The organism is Streptomyces zaomyceticus (genome assembly GCF_014656215.1).
In the GTDB taxonomy this organism is placed as follows: domain Bacteria; phylum Actinomycetota; class Actinomycetes; order Streptomycetales; family Streptomycetaceae; genus Streptomyces; species Streptomyces zaomyceticus.
Genome location: NZ_BNBZ01000029.1, coordinates 73420 through 91784 on the forward strand (window position 1 = coordinate 73420; position 18365 = coordinate 91784).

The 18365-nt window shown below is 69.7% G+C and carries 20 protein-coding genes, 1 tRNA gene and 1 other RNA gene; 4 read left to right on the forward strand and 18 right to left on the reverse strand.

The window, feature by feature from the left end; genetic code table 11:
* Nucleotides 1–17 precede the first annotated feature (17 nt).
* A complete protein-coding gene (locus IE311_RS29110; RefSeq protein ID WP_189834815.1) occupies nt 18–2168 on the reverse strand; it encodes a DNA polymerase III subunit gamma and tau in 2151 nt (716 codons plus the stop codon).
* A 236-nt stretch (nt 2169–2404) separates the two neighbouring features.
* Nucleotides 2405–2503: signal recognition particle sRNA small type (gene ffs, locus IE311_RS29115), an RNA gene on the reverse strand.
* A 106-nt stretch (nt 2504–2609) separates the two neighbouring features.
* On the opposite strand from ffs, the gene IE311_RS29120 reads away from it, so the two are divergent.
* A tRNA-Ser gene (locus tag IE311_RS29120) sits at nt 2610–2697 on the forward strand.
* Nucleotides 2698–2777: 80 nt separating this feature from the next.
* On the opposite strand, the gene IE311_RS29125 is transcribed toward IE311_RS29120, so the two are convergent.
* The 13 genes from IE311_RS29125 to IE311_RS29185 all read right to left on the reverse strand — a co-directional run bounded on the left by IE311_RS29125 (nt 2778) and on the right by IE311_RS29185 (nt 13362).
* On the reverse strand, nt 2778–4037 hold the full coding sequence (locus tag IE311_RS29125; RefSeq protein WP_189834816.1) for a tyrosine-type recombinase/integrase: 1260 nt from the start codon (nt 4035–4037) through the stop codon (nt 2778–2780).
* A gap of 10 nt (nt 4038–4047) precedes the next feature.
* On the reverse strand, nt 4048–4278 hold the full coding sequence (locus IE311_RS29130; RefSeq protein ID WP_189834817.1) for an excisionase family DNA-binding protein: 231 nt from the start codon (nt 4276–4278) through the stop codon (nt 4048–4050).
* 487 nt (nt 4279–4765) lie between these two features.
* Nucleotides 4766–6238, reverse strand: a complete 1473-nt coding sequence (locus IE311_RS29135; RefSeq protein WP_189834818.1) for an ATP-binding protein — start codon at nt 6236–6238, stop codon at nt 4766–4768.
* Between the two features lies 1 nt (nt 6239).
* Complete coding sequence (locus IE311_RS29140) at nt 6240–7088, reverse strand: bifunctional DNA primase/polymerase (RefSeq protein ID WP_189834819.1); 849 nt, start codon at nt 7086–7088, stop codon at nt 6240–6242.
* Nucleotides 7085–7768 (reverse strand): class I SAM-dependent methyltransferase, encoded by a 684-nt coding sequence (locus tag IE311_RS29145; protein ID WP_189834835.1) that lies wholly within the window; start codon nt 7766–7768, stop codon nt 7085–7087. The genes IE311_RS29140 and IE311_RS29145 overlap by 4 nt, the downstream gene beginning before the upstream one ends.
* A gap of 94 nt (nt 7769–7862) precedes the next feature.
* A complete protein-coding gene (locus IE311_RS29150) occupies nt 7863–8051 on the reverse strand; it encodes a hypothetical protein (protein ID WP_189834820.1) in 189 nt (62 codons plus the stop codon).
* A 159-nt stretch (nt 8052–8210) separates the two neighbouring features.
* Nucleotides 8211–8456, reverse strand: a complete 246-nt coding sequence (locus tag IE311_RS29155) for a hypothetical protein (protein ID WP_189834821.1) — start codon at nt 8454–8456, stop codon at nt 8211–8213.
* 149 nt (nt 8457–8605) lie between these two features.
* Entirely contained in the window at nt 8606–10684 is a 2079-nt protein-coding gene (locus IE311_RS29160) for a cell division protein FtsK (protein WP_189834822.1), read from the reverse strand.
* Between the two features lie 89 nt (nt 10685–10773).
* Complete coding sequence (locus IE311_RS29165) at nt 10774–10980, reverse strand: DUF6257 family protein (protein WP_189834823.1); 207 nt, start codon at nt 10978–10980, stop codon at nt 10774–10776.
* Nucleotides 10981–11057: 77 nt separating this feature from the next.
* Nucleotides 11058–11432 carry a DUF6251 family protein gene (locus tag IE311_RS29170; RefSeq protein ID WP_189834824.1) on the reverse strand — a complete coding sequence of 125 codons (375 nt, stop codon included), beginning with the start codon at nt 11430–11432 and terminating at the stop codon, nt 11058–11060.
* A 207-nt stretch (nt 11433–11639) separates the two neighbouring features.
* Entirely contained in the window at nt 11640–11975 is a 336-nt protein-coding gene (locus IE311_RS29175) for an RRQRL motif-containing zinc-binding protein (protein ID WP_189834825.1), read from the reverse strand.
* A complete protein-coding gene (locus tag IE311_RS29180; protein ID WP_189834826.1) occupies nt 11972–13099 on the reverse strand; it encodes a conjugal transfer protein in 1128 nt (375 codons plus the stop codon). The genes IE311_RS29175 and IE311_RS29180 overlap by 4 nt, the downstream gene beginning before the upstream one ends.
* Nucleotides 13096–13362, reverse strand: coding sequence for a DUF6284 family protein (locus IE311_RS29185; RefSeq protein ID WP_189834827.1), 267 nt, complete (start codon nt 13360–13362; stop codon nt 13096–13098). Before IE311_RS29185 ends, IE311_RS29180 begins: the two co-directional genes overlap by 4 nt.
* A gap of 475 nt (nt 13363–13837) precedes the next feature.
* On the opposite strand from IE311_RS29185, the gene IE311_RS29190 reads away from it, so the two are divergent.
* Nucleotides 13838–14596, forward strand: coding sequence for a GntR family transcriptional regulator (locus IE311_RS29190; protein WP_189834828.1), 759 nt, complete (start codon nt 13838–13840; stop codon nt 14594–14596).
* A 40-nt stretch (nt 14597–14636) separates the two neighbouring features.
* A complete protein-coding gene (locus IE311_RS37390; protein ID WP_373314002.1) occupies nt 14637–15176 on the forward strand; it encodes a GNAT family N-acetyltransferase in 540 nt (179 codons plus the stop codon).
* A 116-nt stretch (nt 15177–15292) separates the two neighbouring features.
* Here IE311_RS37390 and IE311_RS29195 read toward each other — a convergent pair whose 3' ends face one another.
* The 3 genes from IE311_RS29195 to IE311_RS29205 all read right to left on the reverse strand — a co-directional run bounded on the left by IE311_RS29195 (nt 15293) and on the right by IE311_RS29205 (nt 17768).
* The gene (locus IE311_RS29195; protein ID WP_189834829.1) at nt 15293–15883 is read right to left on the reverse strand and encodes a hypothetical protein; all 591 of its coding nucleotides are present in this window, start codon (nt 15881–15883) and stop codon (nt 15293–15295) included.
* A gap of 565 nt (nt 15884–16448) precedes the next feature.
* On the reverse strand, nt 16449–16661 hold the full coding sequence (locus IE311_RS29200; protein WP_189834830.1) for an EF-hand domain-containing protein: 213 nt from the start codon (nt 16659–16661) through the stop codon (nt 16449–16451).
* 468 nt (nt 16662–17129) lie between these two features.
* Complete coding sequence (locus IE311_RS29205) at nt 17130–17768, reverse strand: TetR/AcrR family transcriptional regulator (RefSeq protein WP_373313999.1); 639 nt, start codon at nt 17766–17768, stop codon at nt 17130–17132.
* Between the two features lie 144 nt (nt 17769–17912).
* On the opposite strand from IE311_RS29205, the gene IE311_RS29210 reads away from it, so the two are divergent.
* A complete protein-coding gene (locus IE311_RS29210) occupies nt 17913–18302 on the forward strand; it encodes a VOC family protein (RefSeq protein WP_189834831.1) in 390 nt (129 codons plus the stop codon).
* Nucleotides 18303–18365 lie beyond the last annotated feature (63 nt).

Sequence of the window (18365 nt, forward strand, 5' to 3'; positions counted from 1 at the left end):
CACCGAGCGAGACGCCCCTACTCGTTCGTGTATTCCTCCACAACCGTCGCTCCGAGCTCGCGCACGATCAGGTCGTGGCCCGAGAGGGCCGAGTCGACGAGGTCCGGATCGTCCTCCTCCGGCACGTCGTCCTCGGGCGCCACGGGCTGCGGCGCGGGCGGTGTGTACGCGGGCGCGGGGGCCTGCGCCGGCGCGGACGCCTGCGGGAAGGAGGGCGCGGGGGCGGACTGCGGCTGCTGCGCGGGAGCGGGCGGCGGGGCCTGCTGGAAGGCGGGGGCGGGCGCCTGCGGGCGGCCGCCGCCGAAGCCTCCGGCACCGCCCGAACCACCGAAGCCTCCCGTGCCGCCCGACCCGCCGAAGCCGGTGGCGGCCGGCGGAGGCGCGGCACCGCCCGACGGGTCGATGATCGCCTCGACCTTCCAGTTCACGTTGAACTGCTCGGCGAGGGCCTGCTTCAGCACGTCCTCGCTGCCGCTGCTCGCGAAGTTGTCACGCGCTCCGGCGTTGAGGAAACCGAGCTGCAGGGTCGTGCCGTCGAAGCCCGCGACCTGGGCGTTCTGGCTGAGCAGGATCCAGGTGAAGCGGCGCCGGTTCTTCACGGCGTCGAGGATCTGCGGCCAGAGGTTGCGCACCTGGGCGGTGTCGCCGCCACCTCCGCCCGTGGCCGCCGGAGCGGGGGCCGGCGCCTGCGGCTGCACCGGCGCGGGAGCGGGAGCGGCCGGAGCCGGGGCGGGAGGCCCGGGCCAGGCGCCGGGCGCGGGACCGCCAGGGGCGGCGGCACCCGGCCAGGCACCGGGCCGGGGCCCGGCGGGAGCCTGCGCGGGGGCGGGCTGCTGCACGGGGGCGGAGGCGTGGACGGGTGCCGGGGCGGCCTGCGGCGGAGCCTGTACGGGGGCCGGCGCCGGGGCCGGCGGGGGCGGGGCCATCGGGGTGTGGGCCTCGGGCCCGGGGACGTACCCCATCGCCGTCGCGGGGGGTCCGGGCGTGAAGACGGGCGCGGGAGCGGCGGCCGCCCCGCGCTCGAGCCGGTCGAGGCGCGCCTGGAGCGAACGCTCGTCGTCGAAGGCGGCGGGCAGCAGCACGCGCGCGCAGATCAGCTCCAGCTGGAGCCGGGGCGAGGTGGCTCCCCGCATCTCGGTCAGTCCGGTGTTGACGAGATCGGCGGCCCTGCTGAGCTCCGCGGCACCGAACACCGACGCCTGGGCCTGCATGCGCTCGATCACGTCGACCGGGGCGTCGATGAGCCCCTTCTCGGCGGCGTCCGGCACGGCGGCCAGGATCACCAGGTCACGCAGGCGCTCGAGGAGGTCGGCGACGAACCTGCGCGGGTCGTTGCCGCCCTCGATGACCCGGTCGACGACCTCGAACGCGGCGGCGCCGTCCCCGGCCGCGAAGGCCTCGACGACCGAGTCGAGCAGCGACCCGTCCGTGTAGCCGAGCAGGGAGGTGGCCATGGCGTACGTCACACCGTCGTCGGCGGCCCCGGCCAGGAGCTGGTCCATGACGGACATCGAGTCACGCACGGACCCGGCGCCGGCCCGCACGACGAGCGGCAGCACCCCGTCCTCGACGGTGGCGCCCTCGCGCCCGCAGACCTCGCCCAGGTACTCCCGCAGGGTGCCGGGGGGCACGAGCCGGAAGGGGTAGTGGTGGGTCCGCGAACGGATCGTCCCGATGACCTTCTCGGGCTCGGTCGTGGCGAAGATGAACTTCAGATGCTCCGGCGGCTCCTCGACCACCTTCAGGAGGGCGTTGAAGCCCGCCGAGGTGACCATGTGGGCCTCGTCGATGATGTAGATCTTGTACCGGCTGGCGGCGGGCCCGAAGAAAGCCTTCTCGCGCAGGTCACGGGCGTCGTCCACACCACCGTGCGAGGCGGCGTCGATCTCGATGACGTCGATCGACCCCGGCCCGTTCCGCGCGAGGTCACGGCAGGACTGACACTCCCCGCAGGGCGTCGACGTCGGCCCCTGCTCGCAGTTCAGACACCGCGCCAGAATCCGCGCACTGGTCGTCTTCCCGCAGCCACGGGGCCCACTGAACAGGTACGCGTGATTGACCCGGTTGTTCCGCAGGGCCTGCTGCAACGGGTCGGTGACATGCTCCTGCCCGATGACCTCGGCGAAGGACTCGGGACGATAGCGGCGGTAGAGCGCGAGAGACGACACATGTACGAGGTTATAGGCGCCCGCCGACAACCCGGGAAAAACGGCCGCGGGGACGGCGGGGGCCGGGGTTCGGCCGGCGACAGCCGAACCCGGTCGGGCCAGCCGTCGGGAGCCGGAGGGAATCAACCCCGCTCCGGCCGCCGCGCACGGGAACACAGCCACCTCGTGCGGGGAACACGGCCACCCGGCACGAGAGGACAGTCACCTCGTACGGGAACACGGCCACCCGGCACGGGAACGCAAGCGCCCCCCACGCACCTGCCAGAGCCGACCTACCCTTGCTGCCTTCCGGCCCTGGGGGAGTTCAGTCAGATAGCACCGCGTGAGGGGCTGCGCCCAGACTACCCGATCCCGGCCCGGCCTCGGCCCCCGCGGTCGATCCGGGAATCCGATCTGGATCACGTTCGCGAGCACCCCCCAACGTCTTGTATTGTTTGCCGCGGAGGATTCGCCTAGTGGCCTAGGGCGCACGCTTGGAAAGCGTGTTGGGGGCAACCCCTCACGAGTTCGAATCTCGTATCCTCCGCCATTGCTCTCACCGGGCAATACGTTGAAGGGCCCCACCGTTCGCGGTGGGGCCCTTCGACGTTCTCCGTCTCAGTTTCCGTCTCAGTTGCTCTCGGCGGGAGCCTCGCTCCCCTCTTCGGGTCCGCCCCAGAGTGCGTCACCGATCTGCTTGGCCACGTTCTGGAGCATCGGGCCGGTGATGTGCATGTACCGGGCGCGCATCCGCGCCGACCCTCCCGGCTCCCATCCCATGATCGCGTCCACGATCACGTCGGGGACGCCGAGCAGGAGGAGGACGGTCCCGGCGGTGTGCCGGGCGTCGTGCAGGCGACCGTCCCGCACGCCGGCGTCCTCCAGAAGCTTCTTCCAGTGGTGGTAGTCGGTGTTCGGGATCAGCGGCTTGCCGGTCGGCTGCGCGAAGACGTACCCGCCGTCCTCCCACTCGGCACCGGCCTCCTTCTGTTCCAGCTCCTGCTCCTCCCGATGCTTGGCGAGGAGCTTGATGAGCGGGACCGGCAGGCCGATGGTGCGTCGGCCGGCGCGGGACTTGGTGTTCTTGAACTCGCGCCGGATCTGCTTGCGCTCCGTGCAGTAGCCGGGCATCCGCCCGCAGGTGCCACCGCAGCCATGCTCGTACTTCGGCCGCAGTCGGTTCTTGCGGATCCGGAGATACCCGGCGTCAAGGTAGACGTCCTCCCACTTGAGGCCCAGCGCTTCACCCTGGCGGAGCCCCAAAGCGAGCGCGACCACCCAGCGGGCACTGTTCCGGAGCTTGGACGCCTCCAGCAACAGCCGCTGGATCTCGTCGATCGAGTACGGCTCGATCTCCTCCTCTTCGAGCCGCGGGGCCTTCGCGATCTCGGCGACGTTCTTCGCGACGTGCCCGCGCCGGACGGCCTCTCCCAGGGCAACCCTCACCGTGCGGTGCACGTGGTGGGCGGTCCCAGCGGAGCTCCCGTTCTTCTGCATGCGCTGGTAGAACTCTTCAAGGTGCTCCGGCTCCAGCCGCTCCAGCTTGTGGGCTCCCAGCCCGGGGACCAGGTGGACGCGCACGTCGACCTCGTAGCCGTCGTAGCTGTTCTCGCTGACGTACTTCTTGGCGATGTTCTCCACCCAGTGCTCAAGCCAGGTCTTGACGGTCCACTGCTGGCCCGCCTTCCGCACCGTGCCGTCCTTGCGCTGTCGCTCCAGCTCGCGGACCGCTTCGGTGACTTCCGCTCGGGTCTTGCGCTCGATGTGCCGGCGATCCGTCTTTCCGTCGGGCCGGACGCCGACCGTCACGCGGCCGTGCCACTTCCCGTCCTTACCGAGGTAGATGGACGACGCGCCGTTGGGCTGGCGGGTGCGCTTCTTCTCTTCCACAGGTGTCCTTCTAGGCTGCCGGAACGGCGGGTCGGTGGGCTTCACGGAGACGAGCGACGTAGTCGAGTACGGCCTCCGGCGGTACTCGACGGAGGCGGCCGACGGGTACGGACTCAAGCTCTCCGGAGCCGATGAGGCGGTAGCAGAGCGTCCTACCGATCCGGAGGCGGCGGGCGGCCTCCTCCACGGTCAGCAGGGCGAGGTTCGGGTCAGTGGCCGCGTCAAGGCGTGCCGAGTTCATGCGACTGACTCCTTTAGGCCGAAGCGGCGGGGCTCCCTTGCCCCCTTGGTGGGCCCCTCAGCGGCCCGGATGTGTCCGAGGTCGGGATTTCTGCGTCACCGCGTCATCCGCGTCACCTATGCCGCTTGACCTGCGGGTTTTCGGTGACGCAGGGACTGTCGGCCTGTGTCACCGGTGACGCAGGTGCCTGTCGTCGGTGACGCGGGTGACGCGGGGTGACGCAGGATTTAGGGCTCTGCGTCACCCTTGTCGTCGCAGCTCAGGAGCGGTTTAGGGGCCGTTGGTGACGCAGGTGACGCAGCGTTTTCCTCTTAGGAAAAAGAGAAGGCTGGTGTCTGTGATGTGGTGTGCCTTCGCGCGTGAAGAAGGAGCCGCGTTCGCGGCCGTTCATCGGGCGGCGCCGCCGCCGGAACAACAAGAGGAGCAAGCCGTGCGCGGGCCGGGCTTGCTCCTCTTTCTTGTGCGCGAGCGGTCCGGTGGCGCGGGCTCAGAACATCGGGGACTGCTCGTCGGCCGAGGGCGCGGGACGGGTCAGCTCGATGTAGCGGGCGGTCTTGTTCCTGCCCCAGTCGACGACGACGCCGCGTGCGGCAAGGACGGGCTGAAGGCGCTTGAGACGGTCGGAGAGGACCTTTCCGGTGGTGGGCCACCCCTTGGGCAGGGGGCGGAAGTCCTCGCCGCCGTAGAGCTGGGTGAGGCCGTGCAGCCACTCGGCGGACGTCATGCGGACTGCCGTGCCGGGGTCGATGCCCTCGGCGTGCTTGAGGACGGTCTGCGCGAGCAGGTCCCCCTCGATGACGTCGTCGTTGAGGTCGTCCAGACTCGTCCGGTAGGCGTCCAGCGCGCCCAGGCTGGTGGCGGCGTCGAGCTGCGCGCACAGGTGGGCGAAGTCGGCCATGCGCAGGTCGGTGGGGATGTCCGCGTCTGTGGCGCGGACCTTGACCGTGAGGTCGAGCAAGGACCCGAGGATGACGGGCAGGACCTCCTCGAACTCCGCCCACAACTCGGCCTCCGTCCGCCGCACCCGGGGACGCTCCAGACGCAGCGGAAGGAGCCGTTCGGCGAGGTCGGGCCGGATGACGCCGACGTCGATGCCGGTCAGCAGCAGCGGCCGGCGGTAGCGGGAGCGGACGACGTCGCCGTCGGTGAACAGGGCGCGTTTGATGGTCTCGGCTCCGGTGACGATGCAGCACATGAGGTCGGACAGGTCCGGGCTGAGGTGGGAGAGGTTGTCCAGCGCGGTGACCCATCCCGCCGCAACGGCCGTGATCAGGTTCTCCTCGTCCTTCGGGGCCCGCCGGAGGTCGCCGCTCATGCCTTCGATGATCCGCACCAGCATCCGGCCGGCCGTCGACTTCCCCGCGCCCTGGGGGCCGGTGAGGAACGGGGCCGGGACCGGGGCGGACGGCCCCAGGCAGCCGACCAGCCACGCGAGGGCCAGGCTCTCGCCTTGCGCGCTGGCGAAGTTGCACAGCCGCATCAGCAGGTCGATGCCCTTGCCGTCGGTGTCCTTGACCGGCAGCGGCATCTCCCCGGTGAGCTGGGTACGCCGCCAGCAGACCTCGCGCGGGTCGGGGGTGAGGATGTCCCAGCCGGTGGGGTGGATGCGGACGGACTTGCCGTCGTCGCGGCCGAGGTCGAGCCAGGTGGCGCCGTCGAATCCGGGGGCGACGCGAATGTGGGTGGGCTGTACGTCCTCGGTGAGCGCGAGCGCTTCGATCAAGTCGAGTGCCTCCTTCAAGGCCGTGCCGTTGAATACGCCGAGGCCGTCCCTGAACAGGCCGACCATGAGTTCCTGCCGGTGGCTGCCCGTCGTCCCCTGCGAGCGGATCGGGCGGGCCACGGGGTGGCCGTTCTTCTGCGCGTAGACGGTGCCGTCAACGGTCCGGAAGTACCGGAAGTGCTCCTGCGCGTAGTCGGTGATGACTTGGCGGGCGGGGTTCTTCTCGTCCTCGGACATGTCACATCCCCAGAGCCGTGAGGGCGTTGGACCACGCGTCGGTGCAGTGCCGGGAGGACTCCCCCTTGGACTGCGCCGCGGTGAACAGACGGCCGATGTGCGCCTCGGTGAGGCAGCCGCACCGGCCATGGGCGGACAGCACTGCCAGGAACGTCCGGTACACCATGGCGTGGACCGTGCTGGTCGCGTTGGTGATGCGGTCCTCCGCCATGGCGATGCCTCGCTCCAGGTAGGCAGGCGAGCGGTGCGGGCACTGTCCACCACCGGCGGGTGCGGCCAGGGTGACGGCGCGCGCCGCCGGGCGGGCCACGGTGGGCTCTTTCACGGCCAGCGCGCGCACGACGTCCGGGAGGGTGGTCATGGTGCCGGTGCCGGGCCCGCGCCACCGTACGTAGGACTGGGTGGACTTCAGGTCGACGCCGTCTCGCACGTGGTTCACGGACCGTGTGGTGCCCTGGTAGATCCAGTGCTCGCCGCGCGTCGTGGCGACGGTGCGGGTCGGGGGCAGGGTGGCGCGGGCCCAGTCGACGGCGGCGGCGCTGTCGAGGTCCACAACGGTCAGTCCGGCGCCGCCCGGGTGGTAGGCAACGGCCCCGGCACGCCGCCACGCGGCCGTCCACGAGTCGGAGGAGAGGACGGTGGGGTCGGTGGTGGCGGCGGCCCAGGCGTGGCAGGGACGCGGGCACTGGCAGGGGCCGGGGGTCTTCATGTTCGGCCGTCCGCCGCACGCGGTGCCGGTGCAGCTGGGGCAGTTGCCGAACGGGCCCTTGTCGGCCCGCAGCGGCATGACCGGCAGTCCGCCGGCGGCGAGCGCGAGGGCCACGGAGAGAGCGTCTCGTACAGGGGTCATGCCGCCCCCTCCACACGGGTCTGGGTGAGATAGGCCTTGCCGATGTGCTGCGTGTAGGCCGGGGGGATGCATTCGCGGATCCCGTCGCGGTTCATCCAGGGGACGCCCATGACGCGGCGTGCGTGGTCGACGCCGGAGAAGTTGCCGACGAACTGGCCATAGTGGCCGGGCGGGATGGGGCGGCCCATCTTCGCCTGAGGCGCCACGTGGGCGGGGTGTTCCGGCTGGGTGAGGGTCCAGTGGATGCTGGTCTCGAAGTAGCGGTGCCGGTAGGTCTCGATGCCGAGCATCTCCCCGCACAGCATGACCGGCGTGTGCAGCTTCGGGACGGCTCCGGCGACGTTCTCGACGACCCACGGCCGCCCGGTCGATTCCAGGGCGGTGCGGGTGGGGGCGATGAGGTCGGGGTGGGTGTTACCCCTCAGTCGCTGGCACTCGGAGTCGTGCTGGCAGGGCGGGGAGGCGTGGATGAAGTCGAAGGCGGCGCCGTGCTCGCGGATGAACGCGACCGCGTCGGCCTGGACGAACCGGTAGGGGTAGCGGGGCTGGGGGTTGATGTCGACGCCGATGACGTCGAACCCGGCCGTCACGTACCCGGCGGCGGCGCCGCCCTGGCAGCAGAACGCGTCCAGCAGTAACGGCCGGTGGCCATCTCGCCGGATCGGGAGGTGATGGGTCATGCTGGAGACCTCCAGGTCTCTTGGAAGGGTCATGGAGAGCAGGGCGACCCCGGTTCATTGGCGTGAGGGGGGTCGCCCTTCGTGCTGTCGGAGGTCAGAGTTTCTGGACGGTCTCGATGAGCGAGGCGGCCAGGGTGTTGATGGGCTTGGCGGCGCCGGTGGAGGCGAGGAAGAACCCGAATCCGGCGGCGATGAACGCGGCTCCGGCGCCGAGGGCGCGGGAGCGCAGGAGGAAGAACAGGACGAGTCCGAAGAGCGCGACCAGGGAGACGGTCACGACCATGGCGGTATCTCCTTTGACGGCGTGCTGGGGTGGCTGGGTAGGGTGCGTGGGCCCCGGGTGCTCGCAAGCTCGGGGACATGGACCGGTGGCTGCGCTGGCGAGCACGCGCCTTCGGGAGTCCGCCAGAAGGCGGGTGGCCGCCGGTCCCACGACTTCTGTTCAGCGGGTGCCGGCGCGGTGGACGGCACGGCCGTGGTTGGCCAGGCGGCGTCCGATGCGGAGCCGCTTGCCGTGGCCCTTGCAGCGACGGCAGGGCTTGGCCCGCTTCGGGCGGCTCTTGCGGTCAAGGACGACCTTGCCGCCGAGTCCCTGGCATTTGCGGCAGGTCCCGAACGGCGATGCCACACACAACAGCGTGTAACCGGCGAGGGTGGCGAGCAGGAGCAGGACGCTAGCGGTGAGCATGGATGGCCTTTTCCTCTCCAGGGTGGGTTTCCGGGGTTTTCGCAGGTGGGCTGCTAGGCGCTAGTGCGCAGGTCAGCAGCTCTTTGGGGTGCTAGCGCGGCTGCTAGACCTAGCGGCCGGGGCTGCTAGGTCTAGCGGTGGTGCTGGGGTCAGGCGGCGGCCCGGTCGGCGTTACGGCGGGTAATGGCGGTGGTGATGTCGGTGCGGTCGATGCCGCGCCGGTTGGCGCCCTTGCCCTCGTCCGTGGTGCCCCAGACCTGTCCCGCCTTGATGCCGTAGGGCTTGAGTGCGGCGGTGACGTTCTCGCCCTTCCACCCCGCGTACGTGTCCGGGCGAAGGGAGGCGAGGCGGGTGGCGATGCGCTCGCACCACACGGCCTTCTCACCCTCGGCCATGACGTCCAGGACGTCGGCGAGGATGTCGTTGCCGCCTGTCTTGTCGGGGCCCTTGCCGATGGCGTGGCCGGTGACGTTGCCGTAGTCCTCGCGGGCCTTGCGGGCGCGGGTGACGACCTGTTCGGCGGCGACGGCGTCGACGAACGCGGAGGCGACGATGCGGGGGTCGTCGCCCTCGCCTGCCATCCAGCAGATGCCCCGGTCGGACCGGGAGAACATCGTGGCCCGGTAGCCCGACTTGTACATCGAGGTCCCCAGCACCATGTCGTTGGCGGGCTGCCCCATCACCTTCAGGCAGAACCTGAGGATCGCGTTCGCCGAGATGCCGGTCGGCAGCGACTTCGCGTCCGGGCGCTGGGTCCCGAACAGGGTCACGATCCCCAGCGCGGGCCCGCGCTTGACCAGGTCGGTGCAGATCGCCTCGATCTCCGCGCCGTGCTCGGCGTGCTCGAAGGGAACCTGGCACTCGTCGAACCCGACCACGATCGGGTGCAGCCCCAGCGACTTGTCGTCGGCGAGGGCGGGGGTGACCTTCGACTCCGGGCAGCGCGAGCGCGGCAGGGACTTGATGACCTTCGCCCGCCGCCGCAGTTCCTCCTTCAGCTCCCGAAGCGACTGGACGACGTAGCCGATGTCGTCGTCCTCCTCGCCCGCGCGGTAGCGGTGGCAGATGGGTTCCAGGGCGCCGAAGTCGCCGGTGCCCTTGAAGTCGAACGCGTGGATCTCGGCCCGCGGGTCGAGTGCGGCGATGAGCAGGAACAGCCGCATGAGGAAGGTCTTGCCCATGCGGGGGACGGAGCCGACGACGACGGCCGCGAACATCAAGGTGACGCTCACGTCCCGCATGCGCTGGTCGTTGCCGAACACCACCGGCTTGAACAGATCCACGGTCCCGGTCTTGAGCAGCGGCCAGGCGGGTTTGGTGGTCTCGTTCATCGGCTTGTCCCCGACCCACAGGGTCAGCCGTCCCTCGTGCTCGGTGGGGTCCGGGGCGGGCCAGACGCAGCCGACCTTGCGGCGCAGGCCGGAGGCGAGGGGCTTGCGGGCCTCCATGATGTCCTCCGGGGTGACGCCGTAGGGCAGGTCGAGGTCGGCGCGGTAGCCGGGCCCGTCACGGACGATCTCACTGGTGAACCGCAGCCCGTTCATGTCGCCGCCCTTCTTGATGGCGGCGGAGATCTTCGCGTTGCCGATCGAGTCCAGCCCGCGCAGCACGATTGAGCCGGTGAGCTTCTGGATCTCGGTCTTCAGGACGGCCGGGCCGACGACCGGGGAGTCGGGCTGCTGCCCGGCCATGCCGAGCAGCAGCACCCCGCCGGTGGCGAACACGAACAGGTAGGCGGGGGCGACGACGTACAGCCACAGGGCGAAGCCGGCGCCGAACACGAGGGCAACAAGGGTGACCAGCCCGCGCAGCCGGATACGGCCGGCGCGCAGCTTGGACAGGCGCATGTACTCCTCGACGTCCTCGGTGCGTACCGCGTAGTCCCGCAGCGGCGCGGCCTCGCGGTCCCACACCCACCGGTTGGTGGAGGCGATGAACCGGCACGTTCCCCGCGGCGACATCAGGGCCAGCCGTCCGGCGTACACGGGGACGCGGACGCCGTGGAACAGGGCGGCGTAGCCGATGTTCGCGCCGGTATGGCGGGCGGTGGCGAGGAAGTCGCGGCGGTTGGTGAGCCATCCGGCGAGGACCGGCTTGCGCTTCTCGATGGTGACCTTCGGGTCGGGCAGGGACGGGTTGTCCACCATCGTCGGCGCGGTGGGCGTGTCGTCGTCGTGGTCGATGTCGGGCACGGGCCGCAGGTGCGCGGCCGTGGGCGTCTCGGTCATGCTGGGGGTCTCCTGCTGCTCGAAGGGGCGGAGGGAAGGGCCCGGGGCGGTCGGGATGCTTGGCGGCTGTCGGCCGCCCCGGGGCACAGCTACTTCTTGGTGGCGTTCTTCTCGGCGCGTTCGCGGGCGCCGTCGAGGAGGCGGTCGACCTTCTTCTCCAGGTCGCCCTGGTAGACGGTCTCGCCCGCGACTCCCCGCTTGGCCATGCGGCCGACGTACCAGGCGAACTTGGCCTTTTCGCCGGTGGTGAGCGGGGGGTGCTTGGGGTCGTACTCGGCGTTCTTCTTGCTGGTCATGACGCGGTCCCTTCTGGTGCCGGGGCTGTCCCGACTCCCCTCACCGCCCGTACGTCGACGGGCGGATCGGGCAGTCGTCAGCGACGGCGCTTGCGAGTCTTGGCGAGGGTCTTCGCGGCGGCCTTGCCGTCCGGGCCGCCGACCGACTTCACGACGGACACGACGCCCCAGGCGAGGACGGCGGCGAGGAACGCGAGGAGAGCGAGGTTGGCGGCGATCGCGGTGAGCGCGCCGACGAGCAGGGGGCCGAAGTAGACCCCGGAGGCGACGGTGCCGGCGCCGATCCCGGAGCCGAGCGCGATCCGCTGGACGGTGCGGTCCGGCGGCGCCTGGTGGATGTGCTGATGGACCACCTGCGGGGCGGTCGGCTGGACGGCGGGGAGGTGGTCGGCGTAGGCGTAGGTACCGTCCGGGAGCCGGATCACGCTGGAGGGTTCGGGGAGGTTCGACATGGGTTCTCCCAGGTCAGTAGGGGCCGCTACAGTCACGGGCCATGGGGGCTCAGCAGAGGCGTACGAGGCCGTGCAAGTGGTGCGGGCGACAGCTCGTGTACCGGTCTTGGTGGCGCTCGCGCCGGTACTGCAACCGGTGGCATCAGGTGCGGAAGTGGATCGCGCGGATCGTCGAAACAATCGGGGAGGCCGCCAGCGCCTAACGGCTCAGGCCGCCGCAGCCTCGGGATAGGCACAGGGGCTGCACGTGCCGAGCGAGGCGGGGATGCGGTATCCGGCGTCCCGCCCGCACTCGGGGCAGACCCGCCGGGCCGCGTTCGCCCGCTCCAGGGCCGCCCACCGTGCGGGCGTCATGGGCCGGACCGGGCGGGCCAGGTCGATCCGATAGAGGAAGGCGACCAGCGGGCCGCGTCGGCGGCGGGGCCGTTCGAGCTGGGCCACCACCGGCTGACCGGCCGGCCGCAGCCCCAAAGCGCGAAGCTGCCGGAACGTCGCCAGCCCCTCAGGCGCAAGACGCCAGCGGTAGACGGGGACAGCACTCATGCCGCTTCACCACGTTCGCCCTTGAGGGTGTCGCGCAGCCAACGGCCCTTCTCCGGCGACGTTCGCAGGGCCTTGCGGATACCGTCGGCGGTCAACTGATCCACCGACCACGACTCGGTCAACTGCCGCGCCTCGGAGAGCAGTTCCTCCTTCGTGCGGCGTGGCTGGACCGATCGGGCGACCTGCGGGACGCGACCGGTCGCCCGACGGCGTACGGGCTTGTCCGCCGCCATCACCGACGCCCGTCCGGTCGACTTCTCCGCCGCACCCGGTGCGGGCTCCTCCCGCTTGAACAGGTCGTCCGGGCTGGGTTCGGTCGGGGCCGGTGCGAGGGCGGGTACGGGCAGGTCAGAGGTAGACCGTTCCATCATGTTCTGTGTGGATTCCTGCGCATTTGCGGAGTCGATTGATCGGGTCGACCGGTCTACGTCCAGTTCGACCACCGGGACGTCGGCACCTGACGTGATGTTCGGGGCGACGATGGTGGCTCCGAACATCGCGGCCAGGGCCGCATCGGCTCCGGCGGTGACCCGCTGCCGCTGGACATCGAGCAGCCGATCGCCCAACGCGATGTCTCCGGCGCCGACCTTCCGCGCCAACTTCCACGACGTCCGCTCGGACCTTCCCCGGACCTTCTCATCGGGGTGGTTCGCGGCGCGGGCCCGGTGGTAGGCCAGGGCCTGGACGATCGCGGCCGCATGGGCTTCGGCCTCGGCGTCGCGGCCGTCGCGGTAGACCACGATCCGGCGGGCGAGGAACGCGGCGCCCTCGGCCGATGCGGTCATGCCCATCGGGGTGATCGCGTAGATGACCATCTCGCCCGGACTCTTCGCGGCGGTGACGGACATCGCGGACGCGGCTGCAGGCAGGGCCCACAGGCCCGCCCGGATCAGCTTCGGCGAGGACTGCCCCAGCAGCGTCAGGCCGAGCAGCACGATCGCCAGGACGGCGGTCGCACCCTCACCAGCCGCGACCGCCCCCACCGCCGTCCCTGCCCCGAACGCGGCCTTGATGTTGCTGTAGGTGCCGTACCCGCCGGCGCCGCCCGTGGCGAGCATCGGCACGAACGCGGCACCCAGCACGATCTTCTGGAGCCTGCTCAGCGGCTTGCCGGTCGCGCTCATGCCGCACCGCCCGACAGTGCGACGCCGACGCGGTTGGCCAGGTCCCGGCGGGCCGCCATCACCCGGTTGCGGGCCCGGCGCAGGCGCTGGGTGTCCAGCTCGGTGACCGGGCGGTCGATGGTCATGATCTGCGCGTCGAGCAGGTCGACCTCCGCCAGGATCAGCGGAATCTCGGTCTCGATCGCGTCCAGCTCCGCGTCCGTCGGCTCACCGACGGACGGGGTGGCCGTAACAACGGCCTGAAGTGCAGCGATGGACTTCATAGGGTGTGTTCCTCTCATCCAGGAACGGCCCGAAACGACCCCCCGGTGTTCCACCACCGGGGGGTCCCGCCGTTGAAACCAGGGGAATCTCCTCCGGCTCCCCTCCACCCCGCCCGTACGGACACCCCGCGAACGGGGCCCGGACGGGCAGGGGAGGCAACCGGCCGCAGCCCATCGGGGGCTGCGGAGTCGGATGTCGTTCTGACGGCCGCTCTCCCCAGGTGCGGGTTGCGGTGCGCCCTCTGTTCAGTTCTCAAGTCGACCCAAGCGCTCGGGGCGAATCAGTCGACAACTCGACGACCGACGCGCACTCCCGAACTGACGTGCATAGCTACGTACCTGACACCCCGTCCAGCTTGTCTGGAGGAGTGACGTGCCATCAGTTTGTAGATGCAGGGTTGGCGAGTCAAGCCCCCTGGTCTAACTTGTACGGAGGAGTTGGTTCGACGTTGGAAAGGGCATCGTGCGACGTGGCATGACGAAGGCTCAGGAGATTGCCGCTGATCTGCGGGATCAGATCGCGAGGGGGGCGCTGACCCCTGGCGACCCGCTGCCCAGCGAATCGAAGATGATGGCGGAATACGGATACAGCCGCGAGACGATCCGCGCCGGCGTGCGCGTGCTCGTCGATGAGGGGCTGGTCGTCACCGGGCAGGGGCAGGGCAAGTACGTCCGCGAGGACTACCCGCCCGTGGTGTGGAACTGGTCGACGCTAGAGAGCCGCAGCCGACACGAGAACTCGGCCGAGGGCAAAACGGCTGGGGACCAGTGGGCCAGTGCCGTAGCTCAAGAGGGCAAGGCGCCACGGCAAGAGATCACGGTGTCCATCGTCGTGCCGCCAAAGCACGTGCGCGACTCCCTCGCCCTGCCGGATGGCGGCTTGGCAGTCGCCCGGAAGCGGATCCGGTACGTCGACAATCGTCCGTACGCGTTGGCGGACTCGTACTTCCCTCAGGAGCTGGTTGCGGGCACTCTCCTGATGGAGCCGCGCGACGTCTCGGCTCCTGGCGGGGTGCTCGCGTCGGTGGGCTTGATCCAGGCCAAGTACAAGGACGAGATCGCGGTTCGCATGCCGACGAAACAGGAAGCCGAGCTGCTGGCGCTGCCCGCGGCAACGCCAGTAGCGGAGCACACCCGCACGGGCTATGACGCAGACGGCAAGCCGCTGCGTTGCATGGTCACCATTCTCCCCGGAGACAGGCACAAGATCCTCTATGAAGTCGACACCGACTGAGTTCCTCCGCCCCGCGAGGGCGGAGGACGTACCGGCTCTGATGGCGCTGCGGACCGAGGCCGAGTCTTGGCTCGGAACCAAGGGCACTGATCAGTGGAGCGATCCCGAGACTGGGACCAAGGCGATTTCCAAGTGGCGTGCCTCGATTGACGAGGGGCGCGCCTGGGTCGTTGAGGGTGACGCTGGCGCCGTTCTTGCAACCGTGAGCCGTGGTCCTGTCGATCGGGACTTCTGGATGGACGATGACCACCCAGAATCGGCGCTCTACCTCTACAAGCTGATTGTCAGCCGCCGCGCGGCAGGCCGGCGGCTTGGCGAGCGCATCGTGGACTGGACGTCTCGTCTAGCTGCAGTGGAAGGGCGGGACTGGGTGCGCATCGACACCTGGCGCACGAACACGGGACTGCACTCCTACTACGAACGTCTCGGGTTCACTCACGTGCGAACAGAAGCGCCCGCTCACCGCCTCTCGGGATGGCTGGCGCAGCGCCCGGTTCACGTCCTAAGCCGTCCAGAGGCGCCACTGACTGTGGGAGCTAGGGATCGCTCAGAGCGGGAGGCAGTACCCAGGCCACGATAAGCACCAAGTCCGGCCGAGCATCACTCGGCCGGACTTTCTGCGCTCCGGAAAACTGGCTCTCAGGTCTCGCCAGTAGAAGCCCGAACACATAAGCCAGGTGTCATCGATGCGCATAGCTACGTGCTGGCGCTGCCAAGGCTAGGCATCTGAGCGGCTGTGGCTTCACCAGGGTTCAGGGCACCTTGCGCCGCCTCAACAAAGGCGATCCGGAGGGGCCCGAGCGCGTTGCGACATGAGATGACCCTGGCTCGGCAGTCGCTTGCCTGGGTGGTGTCATCAGTGCGGTGGGCGTCGCGCATCCTCATCACGGCGGCCCAGTATCGGTCTACCGCGTTGTAAAGTTCGCGAACTCTTTCGCCCACGTGAGCTGGCCCTTCGAGAAACGCCTCATGAGTCGCACTCATTAGGCAGGCTCGATCCTCGCGAGCCCCTGGCAGAATCTCCTCGAACGCTTCTGCGTCGTGAGCGACTGACGTCAGATCAGCCACCTTAGTTTGGACCGTACCGACCGCCTTGATGAACGTCGCGTAAGCCTGTCGACGTTGCTGATGCCTTGCCTCTCCCTGGGCGTAACGGAGTTGCTCCTGCTGGACCAGCAGGTTGGTCTTTGCCTGCGCTTGTGCTGCACGAGTTGTGAACCAGCCAGTAGTGGCGCTGGCTATGATCGCCGCGCCGGCGGCGACCAGCGCCACCCAGAGAGCATCCATGGCCCGAGCATATGGTTTGCGGTCTGGATGGGACCGGCGCTCTGACGTTAACGACAGCCCCGCGAGACCGGGCCGCTTGGCCGTCTCAGTTTCCGTCTCATTCACTGACGTACAGCACCGTTCGGCACCGGCCAAACGCATGGCGCCGACAGTCCGCAGGTCCTGCATGAACACAGGTGAACGGCCCTGAACAAGTCCTTGACCAGGGCCAGCAGACTTGGAAAGCGTGTTGGGGGCAACCCCTCACGAGTTCGAATCTCGTATCCTCCGCCATTGCTCTCACCGGGCAATACGTTGAAGGGCCCCACCGTTCGCGGTGGGGCCCTTCGACGTTGTGCCGGAGCATGGAGCCGGCGAGGTGCATGTACCAGGCGCGCGTCCATGCCGACCCTCCCGGCCCCGCCCCATGATCGCGTCCACGATCCGTCGGCAACGCCGATCAGCGGAGAGGACAGTCACGGTCCCGGCCGTGTGACGAGCGTCGCGCAGGGGTCCGTCCCGCACACCGGCTCGAACCTCATGGCGTTCCGTGCCGAGACCTGGAGGGCGCCTGCGCCGTGGCCCGTCAGGCGAAGTACGACCTGAATTCGGCGAGGGTGATCCGCCGATCGCCGTCCGTGTCGGCGCCGCGGACGAAGTCGGCGAGCCTGACGCCCTGGATGGAGGCGTCGTTGGCCTGTCCGTAGTCCCTCAGCTCCCGCAGGCGGATCTCTCCGTCCCCGTCTGTGTCGATCTTCGCGAACAGGGCTTCAACCTCGGCACCGGTCAACTCGCTCACTGCGCGTCCTCATCTCTCTCGGGAAACGTCGGTTTGCGGCGGCATCACCGGACGCCGCACAGGAGGCCGGGAGCAGCGCGGCCCATCGGCGCAGGAGGCCCCGTACGTCCGGCCGGTCAGCGACCCCGCCGTTGTGGTGCCGACGGAGGGCCGACTCGTGGCACGGCCAGGCTGGCGCCAAGCCACCGCCACCATTGCGACGCTATCCACACCGAAGGCTCTGTACCATCCCCAAAGGGTTGATTTCACCCGATAGGTGCAGGTCAGAGTGCGGGCGGCACGGACGATGCCTGCGTTGACCACGAGAGGGTCGGCCCACTTCCCGGCCCCGGGCCCGGGGCGCCCAAGCCCTCACGGGTGCCCCAGGTGATGGCGATCGGACTTGCGGACGGACTCGGCGAGGGCGGCGAAGACATGGCCTGCTTCGCCGTCTCGATTCGCTTCTCATGCAGTGCGGTTCAGCCTCGTTCAGGCCAGGCCGGCGGACGCGACGAGGCCCGCTTCGAGGAGATCGAAGGTGTACGTGGCCTCCGGGGCCACCGTGGCCGCGATGCGGTCGTTGGACTCCCCGGCGAGGGTGAGCTCCTGGATGCGCTGGAACAGCAGACGGTGGGCGGCTCCGAGGAGCGCCGCGGCGGCCCGGGGCGCGATGGTCGGCGAGTCGGCGGGGGCGGCTGCCGCGAGGGCCTCGGCGAGGGCCTCCTCGCGCCGGTCGTGCAGTTCGCGCAGCCGGGCGGTCAGGGTGGGACTGTCGGCGATCATGCGGGCGAACTCCGGACCGGCGAAGCCGGCGACGGGGTCGCACCGCTCGACCGCTGCGGCGAACTCCCGACGCAGCACGGCGAGCGCCGACTCACCGGCGGCCCGGCCGGCGACCGCGCGGGCCAGCGTCGCGGTGAACTCCTCGTGATGGTCGAGGGCCATGTCCTCCTTCCGCGGGAAGTAGTTGGTGACCGTCTTCTTGGCGACGCGGGCAGCCGTGGCGATCTCGGCGATGGTCGTCTGCTCGAAGCCCTGCTCGATGAAGAGGCGGGTGGCGTGGTCGGAGATCAGCTGCCTGGTCTCCTGCTTCTTGGACTCGCGGAGTCCCATGCCCTCGGTACCCATGAGCGAATCTTACCCTCGACGCAAAAATATCCTTGACGCACCCACCCGGGCCTGCGTAAAGTTACGTCCGTCGTAAAAATCGCCCCGTTGAAGTTATTTGCGGTGGCGTGCCGTACCGAAGTGCCGAGCTGCCGAGGAGCCACCGTGAACGTCTCTGCCTCCACCCTCTCCCTCACCGTCGCCGACGTGGACGCCTCCCTGGCCTTCCTCACCACCCACCTCGACTACCAGGTGGCCATGGCCGCCGACGGCTTCGCCTCACTCACCCGCGAGGACGCGGCCGTCGACATCGTGCTGCTCGCCCGGGGCACCGAGGTCCTCCCGCCCGAGCAGCGCGAGCAGCAGGCCGCCGGCCTGATCCTGGCGCTGACCGTCACCGACCTCGCGGCGGAGGAAGCCCGCCTGCGCGCCGCCGGCGCACCGATCACGATGCCGCTGCGCGAAGAGCCCTGGGGCGAGCGGCTGTTCCAGCTGACCGACCCCAACGGAGTCGTCGTCCAGCTCGTCGAATGGGTCACCCCGAGCACTTCCTGACACCGACGAGCAGCAGCAACAGCCGTAGTGACCCGGAGGGCCGGACCGCGCATTCGCTCCGGC